The sequence below is a fragment of the Pseudoalteromonas sp. C2R02 genome, assembly GCF_018860845.1.
Taxonomy (GTDB): domain Bacteria; phylum Pseudomonadota; class Gammaproteobacteria; order Enterobacterales; family Alteromonadaceae; genus Pseudoalteromonas.
The window spans coordinates 1-23,236 of record NZ_JAHKQC010000043.1 but is presented as its reverse complement, the minus strand read 5'-3'; the positions used below and the strand labels follow the sequence as shown (position 1 = coordinate 23,236).

At 36.7% G+C, this 23,236-nt stretch carries 18 protein-coding genes and 1 other RNA gene; 15 read left to right on the top strand and 4 right to left on the bottom strand.

The genetic code is table 11. The annotated features are described in order from the left end of the window. Positions 1-2: 2 nt before the first annotated feature. The 4 genes from KO527_RS21040 to KO527_RS21025 all read left to right on the top strand — a co-directional run bounded on the left by KO527_RS21040 (position 3) and on the right by KO527_RS21025 (position 8,203). Complete coding sequence (locus KO527_RS21040) at positions 3-1,205, top strand: efflux RND transporter periplasmic adaptor subunit (RefSeq protein WP_216042222.1); 1,203 nt, start codon at positions 3-5, stop codon at positions 1,203-1,205. Beyond that, positions 1,202-4,321 carry an efflux RND transporter permease subunit gene (locus KO527_RS21035; RefSeq protein ID WP_216042221.1) on the top strand — a complete coding sequence of 1,040 codons (3,120 nt, stop codon included), beginning with the start codon at positions 1,202-1,204 and terminating at the stop codon, positions 4,319-4,321. The genes KO527_RS21040 and KO527_RS21035 overlap by 4 nt, the downstream gene beginning before the upstream one ends. Positions 4,322-4,692: 371 nt before the next feature. Further along, a complete protein-coding gene (locus KO527_RS21030) occupies positions 4,693-7,419 on the top strand; it encodes a TonB-dependent receptor (protein WP_216042220.1) in 2,727 nt (908 codons plus the stop codon). 181 nt (positions 7,420-7,600) lie between these two features. Next, positions 7,601-8,203, top strand: a complete 603-nt coding sequence (locus KO527_RS21025; RefSeq protein WP_216042219.1) for a pentapeptide repeat-containing protein — start codon at positions 7,601-7,603, stop codon at positions 8,201-8,203. A gap of 28 nt (positions 8,204-8,231) precedes the next feature. Here KO527_RS21025 and ssrS read toward each other — a convergent pair. Further along, positions 8,232-8,413: non-coding RNA, 6S RNA (gene ssrS / locus KO527_RS21020), on the bottom strand. Positions 8,414-8,596: 183 nt separating this feature from the next. On the opposite strand from ssrS, the gene KO527_RS21015 reads away from it, so the two are divergent. The 5 genes from KO527_RS21015 (at position 8,597) to KO527_RS20995 (ending at position 13,752) form a co-directional block, all read left to right on the top strand. Next, entirely contained in the window at positions 8,597-9,163 is a 567-nt protein-coding gene (locus KO527_RS21015; RefSeq protein ID WP_216042218.1) for a UPF0149 family protein, read from the top strand. Positions 9,164-9,255: 92 nt separating this feature from the next. Continuing rightward, positions 9,256-10,554, top strand: a complete 1,299-nt coding sequence (gene pepP, locus KO527_RS21010) for a Xaa-Pro aminopeptidase (protein WP_216042217.1) — start codon at positions 9,256-9,258, stop codon at positions 10,552-10,554. A gap of 14 nt (positions 10,555-10,568) precedes the next feature. Continuing rightward, the gene (gene ubiH / locus KO527_RS21005; protein WP_216042216.1) at positions 10,569-11,810 is read left to right on the top strand and encodes a 2-octaprenyl-6-methoxyphenyl hydroxylase; all 1,242 of its coding nucleotides are present in this window, start codon (positions 10,569-10,571) and stop codon (positions 11,808-11,810) included. Beyond that, complete coding sequence (locus tag KO527_RS21000) at positions 11,807-13,006, top strand: FAD-dependent monooxygenase (protein ID WP_216042215.1); 1,200 nt, start codon at positions 11,807-11,809, stop codon at positions 13,004-13,006. Before ubiH ends, KO527_RS21000 begins: the two co-directional genes overlap by 4 nt. Positions 13,007-13,299: 293 nt before the next feature. Beyond that, positions 13,300-13,752: a transposase gene (locus tag KO527_RS20995; RefSeq protein ID WP_216042214.1), complete on the top strand. Its 453-nt coding sequence runs from the start codon at positions 13,300-13,302 to the stop codon at positions 13,750-13,752. A 77-nt stretch (positions 13,753-13,829) separates the two neighbouring features. Here KO527_RS20995 and KO527_RS20990 read toward each other — a convergent pair whose 3' ends face one another. Beyond that, complete coding sequence (locus KO527_RS20990) at positions 13,830-14,675, bottom strand: LysR substrate-binding domain-containing protein (protein WP_216042213.1); 846 nt, start codon at positions 14,673-14,675, stop codon at positions 13,830-13,832. Between the two features lie 130 nt (positions 14,676-14,805). On the opposite strand from KO527_RS20990, the gene KO527_RS20985 reads away from it, so the two are divergent. The 4 genes from KO527_RS20985 to gcvP all read left to right on the top strand — a co-directional run bounded on the left by KO527_RS20985 (position 14,806) and on the right by gcvP (position 20,173). Next, the gene (locus KO527_RS20985; protein ID WP_216042212.1) at positions 14,806-15,402 is read left to right on the top strand and encodes a hypothetical protein; all 597 of its coding nucleotides are present in this window, start codon (positions 14,806-14,808) and stop codon (positions 15,400-15,402) included. 120 nt (positions 15,403-15,522) lie between these two features. Beyond that, a complete protein-coding gene (gene gcvT / locus KO527_RS20980) occupies positions 15,523-16,602 on the top strand; it encodes a glycine cleavage system aminomethyltransferase GcvT (RefSeq protein ID WP_042153055.1) in 1,080 nt (359 codons plus the stop codon). Positions 16,603-16,648: 46 nt separating this feature from the next. Further along, positions 16,649-17,038, top strand: coding sequence for a glycine cleavage system protein GcvH (gene gcvH, locus KO527_RS20975; protein ID WP_216042211.1), 390 nt, complete (start codon positions 16,649-16,651; stop codon positions 17,036-17,038). 246 nt (positions 17,039-17,284) lie between these two features. Beyond that, entirely contained in the window at positions 17,285-20,173 is a 2,889-nt protein-coding gene (gene gcvP / locus KO527_RS20970) for an aminomethyl-transferring glycine dehydrogenase (RefSeq protein WP_216042210.1), read from the top strand. A gap of 60 nt (positions 20,174-20,233) precedes the next feature. Here gcvP and KO527_RS20965 read toward each other — a convergent pair whose 3' ends face one another. Together KO527_RS20965 and KO527_RS20960 are read right to left on the bottom strand one after the other, a co-directional pair. Further along, on the bottom strand, positions 20,234-20,647 hold the full coding sequence (locus KO527_RS20965) for a hypothetical protein (RefSeq protein WP_216042209.1): 414 nt from the start codon (positions 20,645-20,647) through the stop codon (positions 20,234-20,236). Between the two features lie 12 nt (positions 20,648-20,659). Beyond that, a complete protein-coding gene (locus KO527_RS20960; RefSeq protein WP_216042208.1) occupies positions 20,660-21,625 on the bottom strand; it encodes an integron integrase in 966 nt (321 codons plus the stop codon). 622 nt (positions 21,626-22,247) lie between these two features. On the opposite strand from KO527_RS20960, the gene KO527_RS20955 reads away from it, so the two are divergent. Then, positions 22,248-22,736 (top strand): hypothetical protein, encoded by a 489-nt coding sequence (locus KO527_RS20955; RefSeq protein ID WP_216042207.1) that lies wholly within the window; start codon positions 22,248-22,250, stop codon positions 22,734-22,736. Between the two features lie 105 nt (positions 22,737-22,841). Continuing rightward, positions 22,842-23,210, top strand: a complete 369-nt coding sequence (locus KO527_RS20950) for a hypothetical protein (RefSeq protein WP_216042206.1) — start codon at positions 22,842-22,844, stop codon at positions 23,208-23,210. The last annotated feature ends 26 nt before the right edge of the window (positions 23,211-23,236 follow it).

The window sequence follows — 23,236 nt, the reverse complement described above, 5'->3', positions numbered from 1 at the left end:
TTATGAATAAAATACAAAAAATACTTATCCCAGTTACTATTTTAACCCTAACGGCTATTTCGGTTGCTTTTATTAAAAGTAATCCTCCAAGTAGTCAAAGAGGAAAAGCATCACAAGCACCTCAAATGACAGTTGAGGTTCAAAGGTTAAAACCGCAAACATATCCCGTTATGATTGAAAGTTTTGGTACAGTAAAACCACAAATTCAAAGTGTATTAGTGTCTCAAGTATCGGGGCAAATCAAACAAGTACAAGATCAGTTTAGAGAAGGTGGCTTTTTTGAAAAAGGGGATGCATTAGTCACTTTAGATGATCGAGATTATTTAGCTGAGCAAAAAATAGCGCAAGCAAGTTTAATGTCAGCAAAACAAGCACTATTGGAAGAGCAAGCTAGAGTAGAGCAAGCATTAGTTGATTGGAAAAGATTAGGTAATGGTAATAAACCTTCTGCTTTAGTTTTAAGGCAGCCACAACTTGAAGCTGCAAAAGCACAAGTGTTATCAGCCCAAGCACAATTAGAAAAAACAGATTTAGCATTAGAAAGAAGTCAAATTGTCGCGCCTTACGCTGGCCGCATATTAAAGAAGTACGTGGATTTAGGTCAGGTTGTATCTGCTAATACTCAGTTAGCTGATATTTATGCAACGGATGTTGTAGAAATTCGTTTGCCTATTAAAAATAAAGATCTTGGGCTAATGGTTTTTCCTGAGGAATTTCGTAATAGTAATAAAAAAATAGATGGCACATCAGTGTCTCTTACTTCAGAGCTTGTAGGTTTGCAAACATGGCAAGGTACGGTTGTGAGAACTGAAAGTGCCATAGATACCGATTCACAACAGCTTTATATTGTTGCGCACATTAAAAACCCTTTTGATGTCAGCCATAATCAAAAATCACCGATTAAAATTGGGCAATACTTAACAGCGAGCATCCAAGGTAAAGAAGTTAAAAATGCCATTGTTATTCCTAACAGTGCGATTTATCAAGGCAGCTATGTTTATATTGTTGAACAAGGGGTACTTAAACGTAAAGATATCACTATCAGCTGGCAAAATAGCCAAGATGCGATTATATCATCAGGCTTAAACTTTAAAGATAATCTTGTGATCACACCTTTAGGGCAAGTGAGTTCAGGAACACCAGTAAGAGTCGCAGGACACAAACAAAGACAATTAGCACGTAAAGATAAAAGAGGTGAATCATGATAGCTTGGTTCGCCCGAAATCATGTAGCAGCAAACCTGCTAATGATCACGATTATATTTACTGGATTATTTAGCTTAATTACACAAATACCCTTAGAAGTATTTCCATCTATTGAAACAGATAAAATTAGTGTAAAAGTATCACTGCGAGGTTCCACGCCGGAAGATGTAGAGCAAGGAATCGCCATTCGTATCGAAGAAGCAGTACAAGATCTAGAAGGCATAGAAAAAATCTCAAGTCGTTCTTCAGAAGGCTCTGCCTCGGTAACAATCGAAGTTGAATCTGGTTATGATCCAAGAGAGATGTTGGCTGATATAAAAAGTCGAATTGATGCGATTAATACATTTCCTGTTGATGCAGAAAAGCCTGTTGTAGCCTTAGCAGAGAGAAAACGTGAAGTACTGTCAGTAACTGTTTCTGGCCAGTATGGTGAAAAAGAAATTAGAGAATTTGCAGAGCAAGTACGTGATGATTTATTACGAATTCCAGGTATTACACAATTAGAACTCAGTGGAGTGAGAGACTATGAAGTGGCAATTGAGATATCTCAAGATAAGTTAAATCAATATGGCTTGAGTATTAGTCAAGTTTCTTCTGCCATTTCTAATTCAAGCGCTGATATTTCTGCGGGAAATATAAAAACCCAAGGAGGAGATGTACTTATTCGCTCAAAAGGGCAAGCTTACCGTAAAGATGAATATGCCGCTATAGCAATAAAAACACATACCGATGGTTCTATTTTAACTTTAAATGATATTGCAATAATTAGAGATGATTTTGAAGAAACACCGGTAAGAACACGTTTTAATGGTAATCAAGCCGCTTTCATTGATGTTTATCGTATTGGCCAGCAAAGTGCCATAGATGTTGCCCAAAAAGTAAAAAGCTATATTGATCAACGCCAAGAAAATCTACCTTTAGGTTACGAGCTGAGTTATTGGGATGATGATTCTCAAATAGTAAAAAATCGTATTTCTACTTTAACAACCAGTGCGTTACAAGGTGGCTTTTTAGTCTTAATTCTTTTGACCTTATTTTTACGACCTGCAATTGCGATTTGGGTATGTGTGGGTATTCCAGTTTCATTTATGGGCGCATTTATCGCAATGCCATTTTTTGGCATAACACTTAATATTATGAGTCTATTTGGTTTTATTTTGGTGCTCGGTATAGTGGTAGATGATGCCATTGTTACAGGTGAGAATATTTACACCCATTTAGAAAAAGCAGAGTCAGGCGAATACGCCGCCATCAAAGGCACACAAGAAGTTGCCACGCCAGTGACATTTGGTATTTTAACAACGGTTGCCGCTTTTTTACCATTAGCATTTATTGAAGGTAATAGAGGTGCCTTATTTGCACAAATTCCGGTTGTTGTTATACCTGTATTAATTTTCTCATTGATTGAATCTAAATTTGTTCTTCCTTCGCATTTAAAAAATATTAAATTACGTCACGAAAAATCTGAACCAGGTAGATTTGAGCGTTTTCAACATAAATTTGCTGATGGTTTTGAACGTGCAATTTTAAAATATTACCAACCATTATTAATTACAGCTTTAAAGCATAAGTTAGCCACATTAAGTTTATTTGTTGGTGTATTTATTATCATAGTCACTTTAATCACAAGTGGTTGGACTAAGTTTATTTTCTTCCCGCGTATTCCAAGTGAAACTGTAAGAGTTAATTTAACATTGCCTACAGGTACACCTTTTGAGGTGACAAATAAATTTGTGATTAAAATGGCTGATAAAGCCCATGACTTACAAGAAAAATATAGAGACTCCGAAACAGGTCAAAGCATAATTTTAAATATATTAGCGACAACTGGGGGTAGAGGTGGGGTATCTCACTCAGGAGGAGTCCGTTTCGAAATTATTCCGCCAGAGCAAAGAGAATCCACAATCACCTCTAAGGAGCTTGTAAGGGAGTGGCGCAAATTAATTGGCACAGTACCAGGGGCTGAAAGCCTGACATTTAGAGCTGAGCTTGGTCGCTCTTCAGATCCAATTGATGTGCAGTTAACAGCAACGTCATTAGAAACACTGAAGGAAGTAGCTGATAAAGTTAAAACCCGATTAGCAACTTATCCTACGGTTTTTGAGATTGCAGATAGCTTATCTAATGGTAAAGAAGAGCTTCAAATTGAATTAACAGATCAAGGTCGTGCGTTAGGGTTTACGCGAGTAGAAGTATCTCGCCAAGTTAGAAGTGCATTTTTTGGTGCTGAAGTACAGCGCATTCAACGCGGTAGAGATGATGTGCGTGTAATGGTACGTTTACCATTAAATGAGCGAGCATCAGTATCAGATTTAGAAAATATCCTGATCACGACGGCTAGCGGTGGTAATGTGCCTTTATCGCATATAGCAACCTTAATTCCTGGTCAAAGCCCTGCATCTATTAATCGTATTGATAGATATAGAACCGTGAATGTAACCGCTGATGTTGAGAAAACAAATACCAATATGACGATATTACAAGCTGATCTTAAAGAGTATTTAGATGAGTTAATAATACAATACCCAGGTGTTAACCATTCATTGGAAGGTGAAGCTAAAGAGCAAAGGGAGTCATTTGGCTCATTAGGCTGGGCTTTATTATTTGTATTCTTTATTATTTACGGTTTATTAGCTATCCCATTTAAATCATATTTACAGCCATTAATAGTAATGAGTGTGATCCCATTTGGCATGATAGGTGCTGTGATGGGCCATTGGATTATGGGCATGGAGCTAACCATAATGAGTTTACTGGGCATGTTGGCACTGGTTGGCGTGGTAGTGAATGACTCTTTAGTGTTAGTTGATTTTATCAATAAAAAGCGTGGGCAAATGGGCGAACATGCAGATAAATTAATGGAAGCAGTTATGACAGCCGGTGCAGCAAGGTTTAGACCTGTGATGCTAACTAGCTTAACAACATTTATTGGTTTAATGCCGCTATTATTTGAAGAGTCGACCCAAGCGCAATTTTTAATACCTATGGCTGTATCACTTGGTTTTGGTATTTTATTTGCGACTTTTATCACTTTAATTTTAATACCTGTTAATTATATGTTGGTAGAAAAAGTAAAAAATGCATTTCATTCACATGGTGAATTAACAACCTCTTAATACAATTTATAAATCACAATAAAGCCAGGTTAATTTAAAGTTACCCTGGCTTTTTTATGTTTTATTTATAATAACCTAAACCTATTAATATCCCATTAAGTCAATGATTTTAGCTTGTACCTACTTTTAATTACTTATAATTATAGCTTATAATTTTAGATTATATAAAGTATACAATGTTTATTTTTTGTTTTATTTCAGTTAATTACCAATTTAAATTACTGCTTTTTGAAACTAAAACGTTCACAGGTTGTAACTTAATGTTAATTTTTGTAGAAAGTATACAATATATTGTTGTATAAATACTCCCGGGAAATAACTGCGCTATCTTTTAAGCGAGAAAGTGCAATAAATAAAACAAGAGAGTTAACATGAATCGTTCAGGATTAGACAAATATAAAAGATCATTAGTAGCATTAAGCATGGGTTCCCTGCTTTCTTTTTCTGCTACTTCAACAGCTGCAGTTGAGGAGTCAGTTGAAGAAGTAGAGCGTATTTCGATAACGGGTTCGCGTATTAAGCGTACTCAGTTAGAAAGCGCATCTCCAATCGTATCTTTTTCAGCTGCAACAATGGAAAGCACTGGTTATTCAACTGTAGCTGATGTACTACGTAATTCATCACTTAATCCGTTTGGATCTTTTGGTGGCGAATCTAATAATGGTTGGGCTGCAACAGCAACTATGGCACTTAAAGGTGCTGATCCTCGTCAAACCCTGATACTAATTGATGGCGTAAGAATGTCTAAATCACCAATCGCTGGTGGTACATCTAACTTAAACTTGATCCCAAATGCGGCAATTGAGCGTATTGATGTATTAACAGATGGTGCTTCATCAGTTTATGGTTCTGATGCGGTAGCAGGTGTAATTAATATTGTGCTTAAAAAAGAATTTGATGGCATTGAATTTGGTGCTAAAAGTGAATTCCCTGATACGGTAAAAGGCGCAGACTCGCAAAACTTTACTTTTACTGGTGGTCTTTCTAGTGATAAAGGTAGCATGGTATTTTCTTGGGAGCATTATGAAAAAGATGCGATCTTTATGTCTGATTTTGATTATGCAAAAGCACAATTACAAGAAGAAGGTCTAGATCCAAGCGATAGAGGTAACTGGCACGGTGTCAGTGGTACAGGCCGTACAGTAGAGCAAGCGAGCAATGGTTGGGCTAGTCAAGCGCTAAACACGCAAAATAACTGTGATGTATACAATACAGGTCAAGGGTCTGGCACAATAATGGGGCCTTTCGGTACTGACAGTGTTGTATGTGGTTATGATTATACTGATTCAGCTCAGCTTACTCCTGATTATCGTCGTGACTCATTAATGGCAAATCTGACATATGAATTAACGGATGATATTCAGTTATATGCACGTGGTTTATGGATGAATTCAATTACATTAGATATCTCTGCTGGTGTTCCAGCTTGGTTCCCTACGGATCAGGCATTACCTGAGCGTTCAATCACAACAGAAGATGGTACTGATCTTACTTTAACTGCTATTGATGAGGGTGGCTGGTTTGGTTACCGAATGAATACATTAGGCGATCGTACAGCTGAGCATAGTGATAGCACATTCGATTTTGTAATTGGTTTAGAAGGCAGCATAGGTGATGCAGTTTGGGATTTAAATACAAGTTATGCGCGTTATGATGCATTTACTTGGGGAACAAACTACACAAGTACACCAGCATTAACAGCGGCTATCGGTTCTGAAGATGCTGATGGTAATTGGTCTGGTTGGGATCCGCGTGACCCAGATTCAGTACCACCTGGATCAGTTCGTGCTAACTTTGATAAACGTCGTTTCACAGAACAGTTAGGTATCACTGGTGGTATTTCATTTGATGTTATGGAACTACCAGCAGGTACTATGTCAAGCTATGTAGGTGCATCTCATACTCGTGATACTTATTATTCATACATAGATGCACAAGCTGAAGCCGATAATGTTGGCGGTGGTAATGGCGGTAGCGGTGGTGAAGGTTCTCGTACCGTTGAGTCTGCATTCTTTGAACTTGTTATCCCTGTAATAGATGATTTAGAGGTTAACTTAGCTGCACGTTACGATAACTTTAGTGATTTTGGTAGTACATTTAACCCTGCATTAAAAATGAGTTACCGTCCAGTAGATACGTTATTATTAAGAGCATCTATAGGTACAGGTTTCCAAGCACCACTATTAACAGATTTATATGGTTTAAAATCTCGCGGTCACTTAGAAGACGAAACTAACTATATTGCTTGTTATCAAGAAGGTATTTCAATCGAAGATTGTGATTACAAAGATAGCTATTGGGGTACTTCAGGCGGTAATGAAGATTTACAACCAGAAGAATCGGAAAATACAAATATAGGTTTTGTATGGGAATTTGCTGATGGTTGGTCAACAACAGTTGATTATTGGACATTAGATGTTGATCAACGCGTTTCAACAATTGATGAAGAATTGATTCAAATAATGCAAATTAACCTTTGGGAAACAGAAGGTCCTGATGCAGACATTTCAAGTCAACTACCTGGAGTATCAATTTCTTATCAAGGTGGTGCGAATAATATAGATGAAATCATTAGTCCAAGAACAAATTCAGGTACACGTGAAACAGCAGGTACTGATGTAACTATTCGCGGTAATATTGAAACTTCTTCAGGTGACTTCAGTGTAGATTTAAACTGGACTCATATGATGAAATTTAAAACAAGTTTCATTGATGAAAATGGAGATATTGTATTAGGTCAAGAAGAGTTAGGTGCATTATTTAGACCTGAAGATCGTGTAACTCTGCAATTAGGTTGGACATTAGATTCACATAATGTTGCTTTATCATCAACTTACCTTTCTGCAATGGAAGATACAGCTGAGACTGTTGTAGATGGTGTTACAAGTGTTGAGGTTACTGATACATTAGATAGCTATTTAAGTCATAACCTTTCATACACATATTACACACCTTGGAACAGTAAAGTTTCTTTAGGTATTTTAAACCTATTAGAAGAAACTCCGCCTAGAGCAGAAAGTGATCCACGTAGCCCAGTACCTTCACTTTATGATATTCGTGAACGTGTATTCACTGTTGGTTTCACTCAAACTTTCTAAGTTTATGTTTAACAATTTCTAGTCTTAGTTCTTCCCTGGATTATAGACACCCCAAGCCTAGCTTTTAGCTAGGCTTTTTTAGTTTTAGATTTGTTATAAAAAAAACTTAAAATCAGTGCAATTTAAATTTAACTAAATACAATGTCCCCATAATGTTATTTTTAATCAAAAAGAAAAATAAATGTCTCAATTATTCTTAAAAGAAAAAGAGTTATACAATCAAAATTTTAATAATGAATCTTGTAGTGAATTATTATTAACAGGTAACGTTTTTGATTCCTGTGAGTTTGTATCGTGTGATTTTAGTGGTGCGATTTTTAAAAGCTGTGAATTTATTGATTGCAACTTCGATAAATGTAACCTCAATTCATTATCAGTAAATAATAGTAAGTTCTCAGATGTGGTTTTTAATGAGTGTAAAATGCTGGGTGTTGATTGGACTAAAGCATATTGGCGTGATTTAGCACTTGGAACATCATTAAAGTTTAATCAGTGCATGATCAACTCAAGTTCATTTTATGGTTTGAATCAAGCGGAGATAGTAATAAAAGCATGTAGAGCACATGATGTTGATTTTCGAGAAGCAGACTTTACTAAAGCAAATTTCAAAGATACTGATTTAAGTAACAGCTTATTTTCAAATACTAATTTAACAAAAGCTAAATTTTCAGGGGCGATTAATTACGATATTAATATTAATCGAAATAAAGTTGAGAAAGCGAGTTTCAGCAGACACGAAGCGGTTAGATTATTAGATGCTTTAGGAATTAATTTAGTCGATTAGATTGAGATTAAATGGCAGTAAAAATAAGGTGTTCCCCAAGACGCGGTTTCAAGTATTGGTCCTGAACCCAATGGCTCAGGTCGGAGCTCAGATGCCTTCCGTAGGCTTCTCGGTACATGCCAAGCTTGCTCAATAGAAGGTTAACTGAATTCCTGGTAAAAAGTTTATCGGCTCAGGGACGTAACTCGTACACCTACACCACAGGGAACAAGTTAAGTATATATGAGTCGCAGCAAACCTCTACATTTTTTTTCAAAAAATTGATCTGAATGCTACTAATATAAACAAATGGTTGTTTATTTATTCAAGCTACTGCAATTTAGTGGTTTTGCACTTTGCCCAGTGGTAGCATTAATACATATTCAGAGCACAAATTCAGGTTTAAAATCCGTCATGAGTCAAATTCAAGATTATCAAGAAGCCCAACAAGTATTAGAGCAAAATGAAATTCATATTATGCCGTCAGAAGTACATGGCGTAATTAGCGGTTTATTAGCATGTGGTTTAGATATTCAAAGCGATGAATACTTACAAATATTAAGCGATGTATTTAACGAAGGGCAGAGCTTTAATAGTAATTTAAAATCGTTTTTTGCCGACTTTTATAAATTAGTAACATCAAACTTAGATAAAGATGACTTGTCTTTTGAATTATATTTACCACATGAAGATGAATCTCAAGCGGATCAAGCTAATGCGTTAGTTGCTTGGGTATCTGGTTTTTTATTAGGTTTTGGTTTAAAACAAAAAAATTACGGTAAATTATCACCAGATGTAAAAGAAGTGATCACTGACTTTACTGAGATCAGTAAATTAGATACACACTTTGATGAAACTGAAGATGATGCACAAGCTTTATACGAAATCATAGAATATGCGCGCATCTCAACATTATTATGTTTTGCAGAATTGGGTAAAAAACAACAAAGTGCGGCACCTCAAAGTAAAACATTGCATTAATATTACTGCTTAGACTCTTTATTAAGACCACTTAGTGGTCTTTTTATTTTGGGAAATTTTTGCCTGTAGCACACTAGACTTTTGGAATAACAATGAACATAACAGAATTTAAAAATCGTCGAGATAACTTATTACAAAAAATGGATGCCAATTCAATCGCTATTATTCCTGCTGGCGTTGAATTAACACGTAGCAGAGATACTGAATTCCCATTTCGTCAAGACAGTGATTTTTTATATTTAACTGGTTTTTTAGAGCCTGAAGCTGTTTTAGTGTTATCTCCAAGTGCCAAAAATCAATCAACATTATTTTGTCGTAATAAAGATAAAATCGCTGAAATTTGGTGTGGCAGACGCGTAGGTCCTGAGCGTGCGCAATCAGATTTTTTATTCGATCAAACATTCCCATTATCTGAGCTAAAAGATACGTTACTGACTTTAGTGAATGGTCACTCAACGCTTTATTACGGACAAGGTACCTATACTGAATTTGATGAAAAAATTTGGCAGTTGCTTAATACCTTAAGAGGGGGTCCTAAAAAAGGTTATAAAGCCCCTGCAGTGATTAAAGATATACGTAATTTAGTACACGAAATGCGTTTATTTAAATCAGAAAACGAAGTTGAATTAATGCGTAAAGCTGCTGTGATAAGTGTGCAAGCACATATAAGAGCAATGCAATTTTCAAAATCAGGTGCGTTTGAATTTCAATTAGAAGCAGAACTTCATCACCACTACGCAATGAATGGTGCACGCTATCCGGCATACGGTACGATTGTTGGTTCTGGTGATAATGCCAATATTTTACATTACACAGAAAATTCAGGCACATTAGTTGATGGCGATTTAGTTTTAATTGATTCAGGTTGTGAACTTGAAGGCTATGCAGCCGATATTACACGTACTTTCCCAGTAAATGGTAAGTTTAGTGCGCCACAAAAACAGCTTTATCAACTGGTATTAGACGCACAAATTGCTGCTATGTCATTTTACAAGCCTGGCTTTACCTTAAAACAAGCATCTGTTGCTGCAACTGAAGTGCTGACTCAGGGCATGATAGATTTAGGTTTACTTGAAGGTGAGCTTGATGAGCTTATTAAAAATGAAGCTTATAAAGCATTTTATATGCATGGTTTAGGGCACTGGTTAGGATTAGATGTGCATGATGTTGGCGATTATAAACAAGACGAAAAAGAACGTGTTTTTGAGCCAGGCATGGTATTAACCGTTGAGCCTGGCATTTATGTTGCGCAAGACGCTAAAGCACCAGCGCAATTCAAAGGCATAGGTGTGCGTATTGAAGACAATATTTTGATAACCCATGATGGTCATGAAAATTTAACCCAGTCTTTACCTAAAACTATCGCCGAAATCGAAAGTTTAATGGCTTAGTGGCAGGAGTAACAGTGCAATACTTATCAAAAAACACACATCATTTTGATGTTGTGATTGTAGGCGGTGGTTTAGTTGGCGCAACACAGGCTTTGTGTTTAGCCAAATCATGCCCGCAACTTAATATCGCAGTTGTTGAAGCTTTTGAGGCCACACAAAAAAATCAGCCAAGTTTTGATGACCGCAGCATCGCAATTGCTGAGCAATCAGCACAATATCTCAAAAAGTTTAATTTATTTCATGAAAGTTTCAGTTATTGTGAAGCTATTAAAACAGTTCACGTAACTGATAAAGGCCATTTTGGTAAAGCCACAATTACTGCAAAAGAATATCAACTTGATGCGTTAGGTTATGTGGCTGAAGTTAAACCTTTTGGTCATGCATTACATAAGCTGCTTGATGAGGCCGAAAATATTACCGTATTTTGTCCTGATCAGGTTATGGCACATCGCTTTACACAAGACTTAGCATTGATAGAGCTTAAGTCTGGCATCAAATTGTCATCTGCATTGGTTGTCGTGGCTGATGGCGGGCAATCGGTGAGTCGTGATTTATTACATATAGACTTTAAAAAACAAGCTTATGAGCAATCAGCATTGATTGCTAATATTGAAGTGGCTGGTGGGCATAATAATCAGGCTTTTGAGCGATTTACACAATTTGGTCCAATGGCTCTATTGCCTATGAGCCAAAATCGTTATTCATTAGTCTGGTGTCAGAGTCCTGAAAAAGCGCAAAACGCATTAGAACTAACTGAAAGAGAGTTTATATCTCAATTGCAAACAGCTTTTGGTTTTAGTGCTGGTAGGTTTAGCCAAGTGGGTATGAGAGCATGTTATTCATTAGCATTAGGACGTGCAGAACGCATAGTGCAGCATCGTGTTGCTGTAATAGGCAACGCTGCACATTTGGTGCATCCAATAGCTGGACAGGGCTTTAATTTAGGCTTACGTGATATACAAACTTTGGTTACTAAAATAGAGCAAGCTCATAAAAATAATCAAGATATAGGCTGTTTTGAAGTACTACGTGCATTTGAGTTAGAGCGCAAAAAAGATTTAGATAAGGTATTAATGTTAACTGACGGTTTAGTGCGTTTATTTTCAAATCCGTCTCGTATGCTAGCACTTACTCGCAGTATCGGGCTTGTTATTATGGATTTATGCTCAGATTTAAAACAACCATTAGCAAAACAACTTATGGGTAAAGTAAAAGTTCGCTTACCATCAGATAATGTTGAGGAAAAAGTATCATGATGCAAACAAAAGTATGCATTGTCGGCGCAGGTTGTATTGGATTAACTCTGGCTTTAGGTTTAGCTAAATCAGGGGTTGAAGTCGTTGTATTAGATTCTGCATCAGGTGAAATCGAAGTGGGCGAAGAGTTTGGTTTAAGAGTCAGTGCGCTGAGTTTAGCGAGCCAAGCTTTATTTGAAAAACTAGAAGTATGGCAAGATATTATAACCACCCGGGCTCAAAGTTATCAAAAAATGGATGTCAGAGATCAAGACTCTTTTGGCAGAATTTCATTTACAGCTGCAGATTTTGATACTGAACATTTAGGTCATATTGTAGAGAATGATGTCATCCGCCAATCTCTTATTGCTCAGTTAAATAATCAAGCTAGCGCGACTTTGATGTTTAATACCCGCTATAAGGAAATACATCAATCTGATAATGATGTATTTTTAACATTAGAAAATGGTCAACCAATCATTGCTAAATTGCTGGTGGCCTGTGATGGCGCTAATTCAAATATTCGTCAAACATTTAAAATGCCAATTACTTTTTGGGATTACGATCATCATGCAATCGTAGCGACGATTAAAACTCAGTTACCCCACGATAATGTTGCAAGACAAGTATTTTTGCCTGATGGCCCATTAGCTTTTTTACCATTAGCAGAAAAAAACACCCATTCAATAGTGTGGTCTACTTCACCTGAGCATGCAAAACAGCTACAAGCATTAAGTGATGAAGAGTTTAATAAAACCTTGATGGCACATTTTGATGGTCAATGTGGATTATGCGAAATAGTCAGTGAGCGAGCAGCGTTTCCTTTAACCATGCGTTATAGTAAAAAGTGGTTAGATAACCGTATTGTATTAATGGGTGATGCAGCACATACCATTCACCCTTTAGCGGGCTTAGGTATGAATTTGGGCTTAAAAGATGCGGCATTGATGATAGATTTATTAAGTGAGGACTCACAAGATGAAGTTATCAGTGTAAGAGCTCAAAAGCCTGAATTTGCTCCTCATAAAGTATTACGAGAGTACGAACGTGCCCGTAAATCAGATGCACAAGTACATATCGCCATGATGCAAGGACTAAAAGAGTTGTTTGAAGGGCAAAACCCAGTTAAAAAACTGATCCGTGGTATTGGATTAAATCTAGTTGATAACCTAGGGCCATTAAAACAAATATTTGGTAAAAGTGCGTTGGGCAAGTAAATCTCTGTAGGCGGGGATTCTCCGCGCAGGGTTTAAGCGTATTTACGTGTTAATAAAAACGCGACTGAAGTCCCGTCTACGTTGTGTTTTTATTTAGACTTGATGTTACTTTATTATACGGGGATTTATCTGCGTAGGTTTAAATCAGAATTTAGAGTTATGTTGTAGGCGGGGATTCATCCGCGCAAGCTATAGGGACAGAGTAATGTATCAGTAATTACCGATAACCCGCACAAAAATTAGATATTATAAAAATAAAACCTATCCTTAATTATAAAAACCAAGGATAGGTTATGAATAAATCACAAAATTTAAGAAAATATCGCACATCAACTCCTTTTCATTATTACTGTGTCACAACTGTATCAAATCAACGAAAACCAATTTTCAATTCAATTGATATCGCCCAAATCATAATAAAAAATATTGAACAATTAGATAAAGAACTGTTGTCTAAAACCATCTGTTTTGTTTTAATGCCAGATCATATTCATTGGTTATTTCAATTACAAAATGAATTACCTTTATGTAAAACGGTGCAATATTTAAAAGGTCGCAGCGCAAGAGAGATTAAAAAACATAAAAATCATATTAATAATATTTGGCAAGAAGATTATTTTGAACATTGCATTCGTGATGAACGAGATTTGATAAAACAAGCTCGATATATAGTCGCTAATCCATTACGAGCTGGACTAGTTAAAAATATTGGTGATTATCCATGTTGGAATTGCATATATTTGTAATTTGACGGTGAATTATGCGTGTAGGCGGGGATTTATCCGCGCAAATTAAATTGAAATTTGCGCGTGATTATATAATTTTATTTCAATCTCAACGTAATGAACTCTGCTAATTTATCAACGGCTTGATCTTCGTGCTGATTTCTTTTTATTAAACTAATACCTATTTTTCCTAAAGCAGGCAACACACTAGTGCTTCTTGAATGATTTAATTCTGCAGGCACGGTTTGTTTGGTTAAAATTGTTATGCCTAAATTACCTTTTAATGCAGCTGTTAAACCGGCTAAATCGGCATTGGTATAAACAATACGCCATTTTATGCCTGCATTATCTAGCGCATTGATTGCACGTTTACGATATAAACAGCCTTCTGGGGCAACAACTAATGAAATAACATCGTCTGATGATACATTTAAATCACCCACCCACACTAATTCATCTTCCATAAAGATTGGATTATCAGAATGATCTAGCTGTTCGTTACAGGTTAGCACTAAATCAAATTGCTCTCGGTTACTAATATGCATCAATTGTTTGCTTAATTCGGATTTTATTTCCAAAGAGACGTCGGGATATAAGGAAACAAATTCACCAATAATAGAAGGTAAAATACTGGCAGCAAATTCACTTGGAATACCTAAACGTACTTTACCTGTTAGTAATTCAGAGCTGAATTTTTGTAAAATAGCATCATTCATTTGCAGTACTTGCTTAGCAAGCGGCAGTAGCATCTCACCTTGATGATTTAATACTTGTCTTTGTCCTTGTTTTTTAAACAGTTTTTTTCCAAGTAAATCTTCAAGGCGTTTTATTTGCAAACTCACAGCTGGTTGAGATAAACATAATAATTCACCTGCTTTGGCAAAACCACCTACTTCAACAACAGTAACTAATGCACGTAAAGCATCTGTTGGGATATTCTTCATTAGTATTTTCTATTTATCGACCGAATAATATAAGTATTATTTATCAATATATTTAAAATTACAATTTGTTGTTGCATTAAAGCAGCAATATAATTTTTAAATATTCTAAAATAGCATTAAAGGCACTGTAATGATCTTAAATACAACGATGTTTGCGAATCACGTATTAGATTCTGATACTCAAATTGAAAATGCGAATAACTTCACCTTTCATCCACAAAAACAAGTGTTGGATATTGGTGGTAGTGCAGCTTTGCCTTTCTTACGTCATATTTTAGATTCTGATGTTGTTAAATTAACAGCACCAGGCATGGGTATACAAAGTACCCTAAGACCAAAAAATACAGATTTTGAAGTACAACTTGATGTGTATTACTTTTCAGAGTCAGCTTACCGCATTATCGTAAATACAACACAACCTGCATTGTTCAATGCGTGGTTATCGCCTTTTGAAGATATGTACGATATCGATATTATTAATCGTTCCGATTTAGCGGTTATGCTTGTGAGCGGAGATGATGCATTTGATATGTTAGTTGAGCAATTTAAATTTACACCTGGCATACGTTTATCTGACTCTCAACAACGTTTTGGTGCACAAAGTGGCCGAGTATTTGTAACTGCTGTACATGCAAATGAACGAAATAGTTACGAATTATTAGCAAGCCCAACAGAATTAGCCAATTGGCAGCAAGAATTTACAAAATTAGGTTTCATAAATAGTTAAATAAATGTGCCCCTTATGCATATCTTATGTATAATCGCGGCCCATGTTATTCCCCTCGTTAAGAGGCCACAGTCCGTTTGGTTTTTATTACCCGGATATTAAATAAAGTGCAGGAATATTATGACAAGTAAAACAGTTCTACACGCAAAACATTTAGAATCAAACGCAAAAATGGTTGATTTCCACGGTTGGGAAATGCCAATCAACTATGGCTCTCAAATTGAAGAGCATCATGCTGTTCGTCAAGATGCAGGTATGTTCGACGTATCTCATATGACAATTGTTGATGTTAAAGGCGCTGACGCACAATCATTCCTTCGTACATTAGTAGCAAACGATGTTGCTAAGTTAACTGTACCTGGTAAAGCACTATACACAGGTATGCTTAACCATGACGGCGGCGTAATTGATGACCTTATTATTTATTTCTTCTCAGAAACTGAATATCGTTTAGTTGTAAACTCAGCAACACGTGTTAAAGATTTAGCATGGATCGGTGAAGTTGCAAAAGATTTTGCTGTTGAAGTTGCAGAACGTCCAGAATTTGCCATGATTGCAGTGCAAGGTCCTAATGCTAAAGCAAAAACTGCTACTATCTTAAATGCAGAACAAGTTGCAGCTGTTGAAGGCATGAAGCCATTCTTTGGTGTTCAAGCTGGCGAATTATTTATCGCTACAACGGGTTACACTGGTGAAGCAGGCTACGAAATTGTTGTTCATAACGATGACGCAGCTGATTTATGGCAGAAACTTTTAGACGCGGGCGTTGCACCAGCTGGTTTAGGCGCACGTGATACGTTACGTTTAGAAGCAGGTATGAACCTTTACGGTTTAGATATGGATGAAACTGTATCACCACTTGCTGCTAATATGGGTTGGACAATTGCTTGGGAACCAGAAGATCGTAACTTCATTGGCCGTGAAGCACTTGTTAAACAAAAAGCTGAAGGTGTCGATAAACTTGTTGGTTTAGTATTAGAAGCTAAAGGCGTTTTACGCGCAGGTAGTAAAGTAGTTGTTGATGGCGGCGAAGGCGTTATCACATCTGGTACTTTCTCTCCAACTTTAGGTTTTAGCGTTGCACTTGCACGTGTACCAAAAACAGTTGGCGAAACTGCACAAGTAGAAATGCGTAAAAAATTAGTTGATGTTAAAGTAGTTAAGCCTAGCTTTGTACGTAACGGCAAATCAATAATTTAATGAATTATGGGCTAATAGCCTAAATAAAGAACTAAGGAACATAAAAATGAGCAATATCCCTAGCGAATTAAAATATGCAACGTCTCACGAATGGGTTCGTAACGAAGGCGACGGTACTTACACTGTAGGTATCAGTGAGCACGCACAAGAACTTCTTGGCGACATGGTATTTGTTGATTTACCAGATGTTGGTGACGAAGTTGACGCTGGTGAAGATTGTGCAGTAGCTGAGTCTGTAAAAGCGGCTTCTGACATTTATGCACCAATTTCAGGTGAAGTTGTTGCAATCAACGAAGAACTTGAAGATGCACCAGAGCAAGTAAACTCTGACGCATACGGTGACGGTTGGTTATTCCGTGTTAAAGCATCTGACGAGTCAGAGCTTGCTAATCTTCTAGACGCTGAAGGTTACCAAAATACAATCGACGAAGACTAACCTCTATCGTTGATAAAAAGCCTCTATTTATAGAGGCTTTTATGTTTTTGTTGTTTTGCAGTAAAAACACATACCCATTATATTAATATACACAAGCGAAAAGTGTTAACCCCTTAATATAATTGGTATTTAAACTTTAAAATGGTTTATTTAAAAAACTTAAATTAAACCATTTATTAGCTAGTTTTAAATATTACTTTTTAACTAGTATGAATTATTTTATTTGTATCATAGGAATCTGGACTAATGTCAAACGCCAACTCTCTTGAGCAGTTAGAGCAAAAGCAAGACTTTATTCGCCGCCATATCGGCCCTGACGCAGCACAAACACAAGCAATGTTAAACGACATGGGTGCTGAATCGGTTGACGCATTAATCAATGAAATCGTACCTGCGGATATTCGTTTAGCTGATCTTCCTGCAATTGAAGAAAGCAAATCTGAAGTACAAGCATTAGCAGATTTAAAAGCCGTTGCTAACTTAAACAAAGTTAACGACACTTATATTGGTTTAGGCTACTTTGGTACGCTAACACCTAACGTAATTTTACGTAACGTGTTAGAAAATCCAGGCTGGTACACAGCGTACACGCCATACCAACCAGAAATCGCACAAGGTCGTTTAGAGTCATTATTAAACTATCAACAAATGTGTATTGATTTAACTGGTCTAGATTTAGCATCAGCATCATTATTAGATGAAGGTACAGCAGCAGCAGAAGCAATGGCTTTAGCTAAGCGCGTATCTAAAAATAAAAAATCAAACTTATTCTTCATCGCTGATGACGTATATCCACAAACTATCGATTTAGTAAAACAACGTGCTGACATGTTCGGTTTTGACGTTGTTATTGCACCAGCTGCAGATGCTGTAAATCACGACGTATTTGGTGCTTTATTACAGTACCCAGGTGCAACAGGTGAAATCACAGATATCGCTGGTTTAATTAAAGACTTACAAGCTAAAAAAGGTGTTGTTGCAGTAGCTGCCGATATCATGAGCTTAGTAATGTTAAAATCACCAGGTGAACTGGGTGCCGATGCTGTAATTGGTTCAACTCAGCGTTTTGGTGTGCCAATGGGTTACGGTGGTCCTCATGCTGCTTTTTTCACTACAAGTGATAAGCATAAGCGTTCATTACCAGGTCGTATTATTGGTGTATCTAAAGATACTCGCGGTAACGCAGCACTTCGTATGGCAATGCAAACACGTGAGCAACATATCCGTCGTGAAAAAGCGAACTCAAATATCTGTACAGCTCAGGTATTATTAGCAAATATGGCTGCATTTTACGCAGTTTACCACGGTCCAGATGGCCTAAAAGTAATTGCTAACCGTATTCACCGTTTAGCTGATATATTAGCTGCAGGTACTGCGTCTAAAGGTTTAGCACCAGTAAACAATACTTTCTTCGATACGCTAACTTTCGCAGTGTCTAACAAAGACGAAGTAGTAGCACGTGCATTAGCAAACAACGCTAACCTTCGTACAGACGTAGATGGTCGAGTTGCAATTTCATTAGATGAAACAACAACACGTGACGACATCAATACTTTATTTAATATCTTATTAGGTGAAGGTCATGGCTTAGACGTAGCGGCACTTGACGCACAAATTGTTGCAAACGGTAGCACATCTATCCCAGCTGAATTAGTACGTAGTTCTGAGTTCTTAACGCACCCAGTATTTAACTCGTACCACAGCGAAACAGAAATGTTACGCTACATCAAAAAGCTAGAAAACAAAGATTTAGCACTAAACCATTCAATGATTTCATTAGGTTCTTGTACGATGAAATTGAATGCAACAGCGCAAATGATCCCAGTATCTTGGCCTGAATTTGCAAACATGCACCCGTTTGCACCAGTAGACCAAGCTGTTGGTTACAAAAAAATGATCGACGAATTAGGTGACTGGTTAGTAGAACTAACAGGTTACGATAATATCTCAATGCAGCCAAACTCAGGTGCACAAGGTGAATACGCTGGTCTTATCGCGATTCATAAATACCATGAGAGCCGCGGTGATTCACATCGTAACATTTGTTTGATCCCATCTTCTGCACACGGTACTAACCCAGCGTCAGCGCAAATGGTTGGTATGAAAGTAGTAGTAGTAGATTGTGATAAGCAAGGTAACGTTGATATGGACGATTTACGTGCCAAAGCAACTGAAATGGCTGATAACTTATCGTGTATCATGATCACTTACCCGTCTACGCACGGTGTATATGAAACAACAATTGCAGAAATCTGTAACATCGTTCATGACAATGGCGGTCAAGTTTACCTTGATGGCGCAAACATGAATGCACAGGTTGGCTTAACATCACCAGGTCACATTGGTGCTGACGTTTCTCACCTTAACTTACATAAAACTTTTGCTATCCCACACGGTGGCGGTGGTCCAGGTATGGGTCCAATCGGTGTTAAAGCACACCTTGCACCTTTCTTACCAGATCATGCATTAATTAATGTAAATGAAGAAACAGCTGGTAATGGCGCAGTTTCAGCAGCACCTTACGGTAGCGCAGGTATTTTATGTATCTCTTACCTATACGTTGCTTTATTAGGTAAAAAAGGCGTAACTGATTCAACTAAATATGCAATCACTAACGCTAACTACCTAGCGCATAAACTTGGTCAACATTACCCAATTTTATATTCTGGTGCTAACGGACGTGTTGCTCACGAATGTATTATCGATTTACGCCCAATCAAAGCTGAAACAGGTGTAACAGAAGTTGATATGGCTAAACGTTTAATGGATTACGGTTTCCACGCGCCAACTATGTCTTTCCCAGTAGCGGGTACTTTCATGATTGAGCCAACTGAATCAGAGTCTAAAGTTGAACTAGACCGTTTCATTGAAGCTATGGTATCTATCCGTAACGAAGTGACTAAAGTAGGTTCAGGTGAGTGGGCAGCAGATAACAACCCATTACACAATGCACCACATACACTTGCTGACATTACAGATACATGGGAGCGTCCATACTCAATCGCTGAAGCAGTATTTCCAGTACCAGCAGCGGCTGCTAATAAATTCTGGCCAACAGTTAACCGTATCGATGACGTATACGGCGACCGTAACCTAATTTGTTCTTGTCCTGCAGTGGATACTTACAAAGACTAAGTTTTGTTTTAAAACAAATTAGTTTAATGAAAACCGAGCTTAGGCTCGGTTTTTTGTTTTTTATGAGTAAAAAATTTGATCTACAATCGCTTTTATTTGCTCTTGACTTGCTTGCCAAGTGAACGCATTGTTGAATTCCCTTTGCGCTTTAACGTCTTGCAATTTCACTATATTATCTAAACTCAGTAATATCCCTGTAGCTTGAAACATTAACATTTTACCATGCTGATATTCATTAATATCTAAGTTACCAGAATTATTGAAAGGGATTATCATATAATCACAATGAACAATGTTGATTGGTTGGCGGTTTTGCATTTCTATATATGACACTGCGCATTTTACTCGTTGCAAAGCAAATTGAGGGTAACATATTTTTTTATCACCATTTAATAGTCGATCAAATTTACTATAGGGTATTTTTTTAAGGATGTTATCCTTATCAAGAAAATGAACTCTTGGTCTTATTCCCATAAATAGCTCCTGCTATAAATCAGATAATGGGCTGCGGACACCATTGGCACCCGCTTGTATTACATGGGTATAAATTTGAGTAGTGCGGATATCTGTATGCCCCAGTTGCTCTTGCACAGTGCGAATATCAGCGCCTCGTTGTAATAAATGCGTTGCAAATGAATGTCGTAAAGTGTGACAGGTGACATTCTTATCAATATTAGCTGATTTTGCTGCTTTTTTGACTGATTTTTGTAATGCTGTTTCGTCAATATGATGTCGACGAATAACATTGTTATAGGGATCAGTACTTAATCGAGATGAAGGGAAAAGATAATGCCAGCCAAACTCTTTTTCTGCCATCGGGTACTTTTTACTGAGAGCAAAAGGTAACCAAACACCTTGATAATCAGGATTGTTTTTATCTAATTCAAAATATTGCTTACAAACATCAATTTGTAGTTTAATGGGCCCAACAATTTCTTCAGCTAAAGTTACTCTTCGATTTTTACCGCCTTTTCCCTGCCAAACTAATACAGACATGTAATCAAGATCAATATCTTGGATACGTAATCTCACGGCTTCCATTAATCTTAAACCACTACCATATAATAAATTTGCAATTAGCCAATAAGGAGATGCGATTGATTGTAGCAATAGTGCCGTTTCAGGTTTTGTTAATACAATTGGTAATTTAGGCTGACGTGCTGATTTTTTAAAATTGAGTTTCAAAGATAGAGGTTTTTTTAATAATTCTTTATATAAAAAAGCTAATGCATTTAAGGCTATGCTCTGAGTTCCTGGGGCAACGTTTTCGGTATTTGATAAATATGATAGGAAAAACTCAACTTCTCGGTTTCCCATGTCTGATGGATGCTGTTTATCATTATAAATTATATACCTCTTGATCCAATATATATATGCTTCAATAGTTCGTTTTGCGTACCTACGAGTCAGCATAACTTCATAAATATTATTTAAGAAAACTGATTTATACATAATAAAGACCCATTAAATTCAGCTGTTTATATATACAGTGTAGTTGTTTTTATAAATATGTCTTTGATAGACGGAAAAAATCCGTCTTTCGCGCAAGGTAAAAAACAAAGAAGTGGTCAAAGCCTTTGATGTTATTAGCTAATAAAGGTATTCTAGATTTATTATAAATCATGATAGACGGAAAAAGTCCGTGTTTAAACACGGAATAAATCGGTCTATTAAGCTGTTAGGTGGAATCGCCACTTTTATTTTTATTGTTTAAAGCATTTGCCAATTCCACTTTTGAGTTTTCTTTTATAAACGTGTATTCAGAGTGTTTCGCCAAAGACTACGTCACTTACGCTAATATAGTCTTCGGGCAAAACCTTAAAACAAAACGCCCTCGCGAATTAGCTATTTAATTGTTGGGTGCTGTGGCTCAAAATCTAGCAGTTGTGTTTATAAAGTGGCGAATGGTATATTGAATTTCAGTAGTTGTTTTGAAGGTTTGTGGTTACAAATAAACTTCACCTAACAAGCCACTCAAGTAGGACAAAAAACAGTTGGTTTTGCTCCTGCGTCGCTTATTTTAACCAACTATTTTTTGCCTCTTAGTGGGGCGTTAGCACTCAAGGTGGTAAATTTGAAACTTGTATTATTATTTCTTTTGATTGTTTTCAGTGCAGGTTCTAAAGCTTGTGAACCAACAACTTTAGGTGAGACTTTTTGGCCTAATCCACAAAAAAATTATTTTGCAGACCTTGATAATTTAAAAATAAAACTAGTTAATGTATCTAGAGGTACCGAAAGTAGTCCGTGCGGTGATGCTGGCATTATTACTTTTAAGCTTGACCATGAAGATAGTAAGTACAATAAAGCTATATTTTCGTCGTATGGCTTTTATTTTATAGCAGTTAGTAAAGATCCCTTGGGTGTATTTCATTCACTCCCTATGGCTGCCGAAAAGTCGAAGGATGGTTATTATTATATTAGCTTCCCGTGGGTAGACGCTAGTTCATTGTTAAATAAAGATTTCGAGTATAAATACAAAGTCCAAGCAATATCGAATCGCTTATCGTTAAGTAATACTTTTGCTGAGGGAACATTTAAAATAGAACGTGCTAACAAGTAATTAAACAAGGACAAAAAACAGTTGGCTTTTTGTTCACTACGTTCACTTATTTTAGCCAACTATTTTTTGCCTGTTAATTAGGCGTTATAAAGCACGGAAGTTTTGATGAAAGCCTCAATTATTGAGTTCACAAGTTATAGTGGTAATCAAACCTATATTGAATCAGTCAATTACGATTTAGACTATTTTAAAGTAGTAGTTGTGGCTGACTCTAATTTGCGGATTGAAGTATGTTTTCATCAGCCAATTGGTTTTAGGTGTCTCGATGAAGGTGATTTATTAGAGTTTTGGGCAAGCAATCAAATAACTAGTAATTGGCTTTTACAAATACATGACTCTGGTTGGTTAGCGCAAGAAAGTGATCGTGACGGTTTCTTGTCAAAAGATACGACGTTAAGCGAGTATTTGATTAAAGGTAGTAATGAATGTTTAAATGTTCTAAGCACAGATAAGCCGCTAATAAGTTTGGTGTAAGTGCTTTATAACACATATGAGCCGGA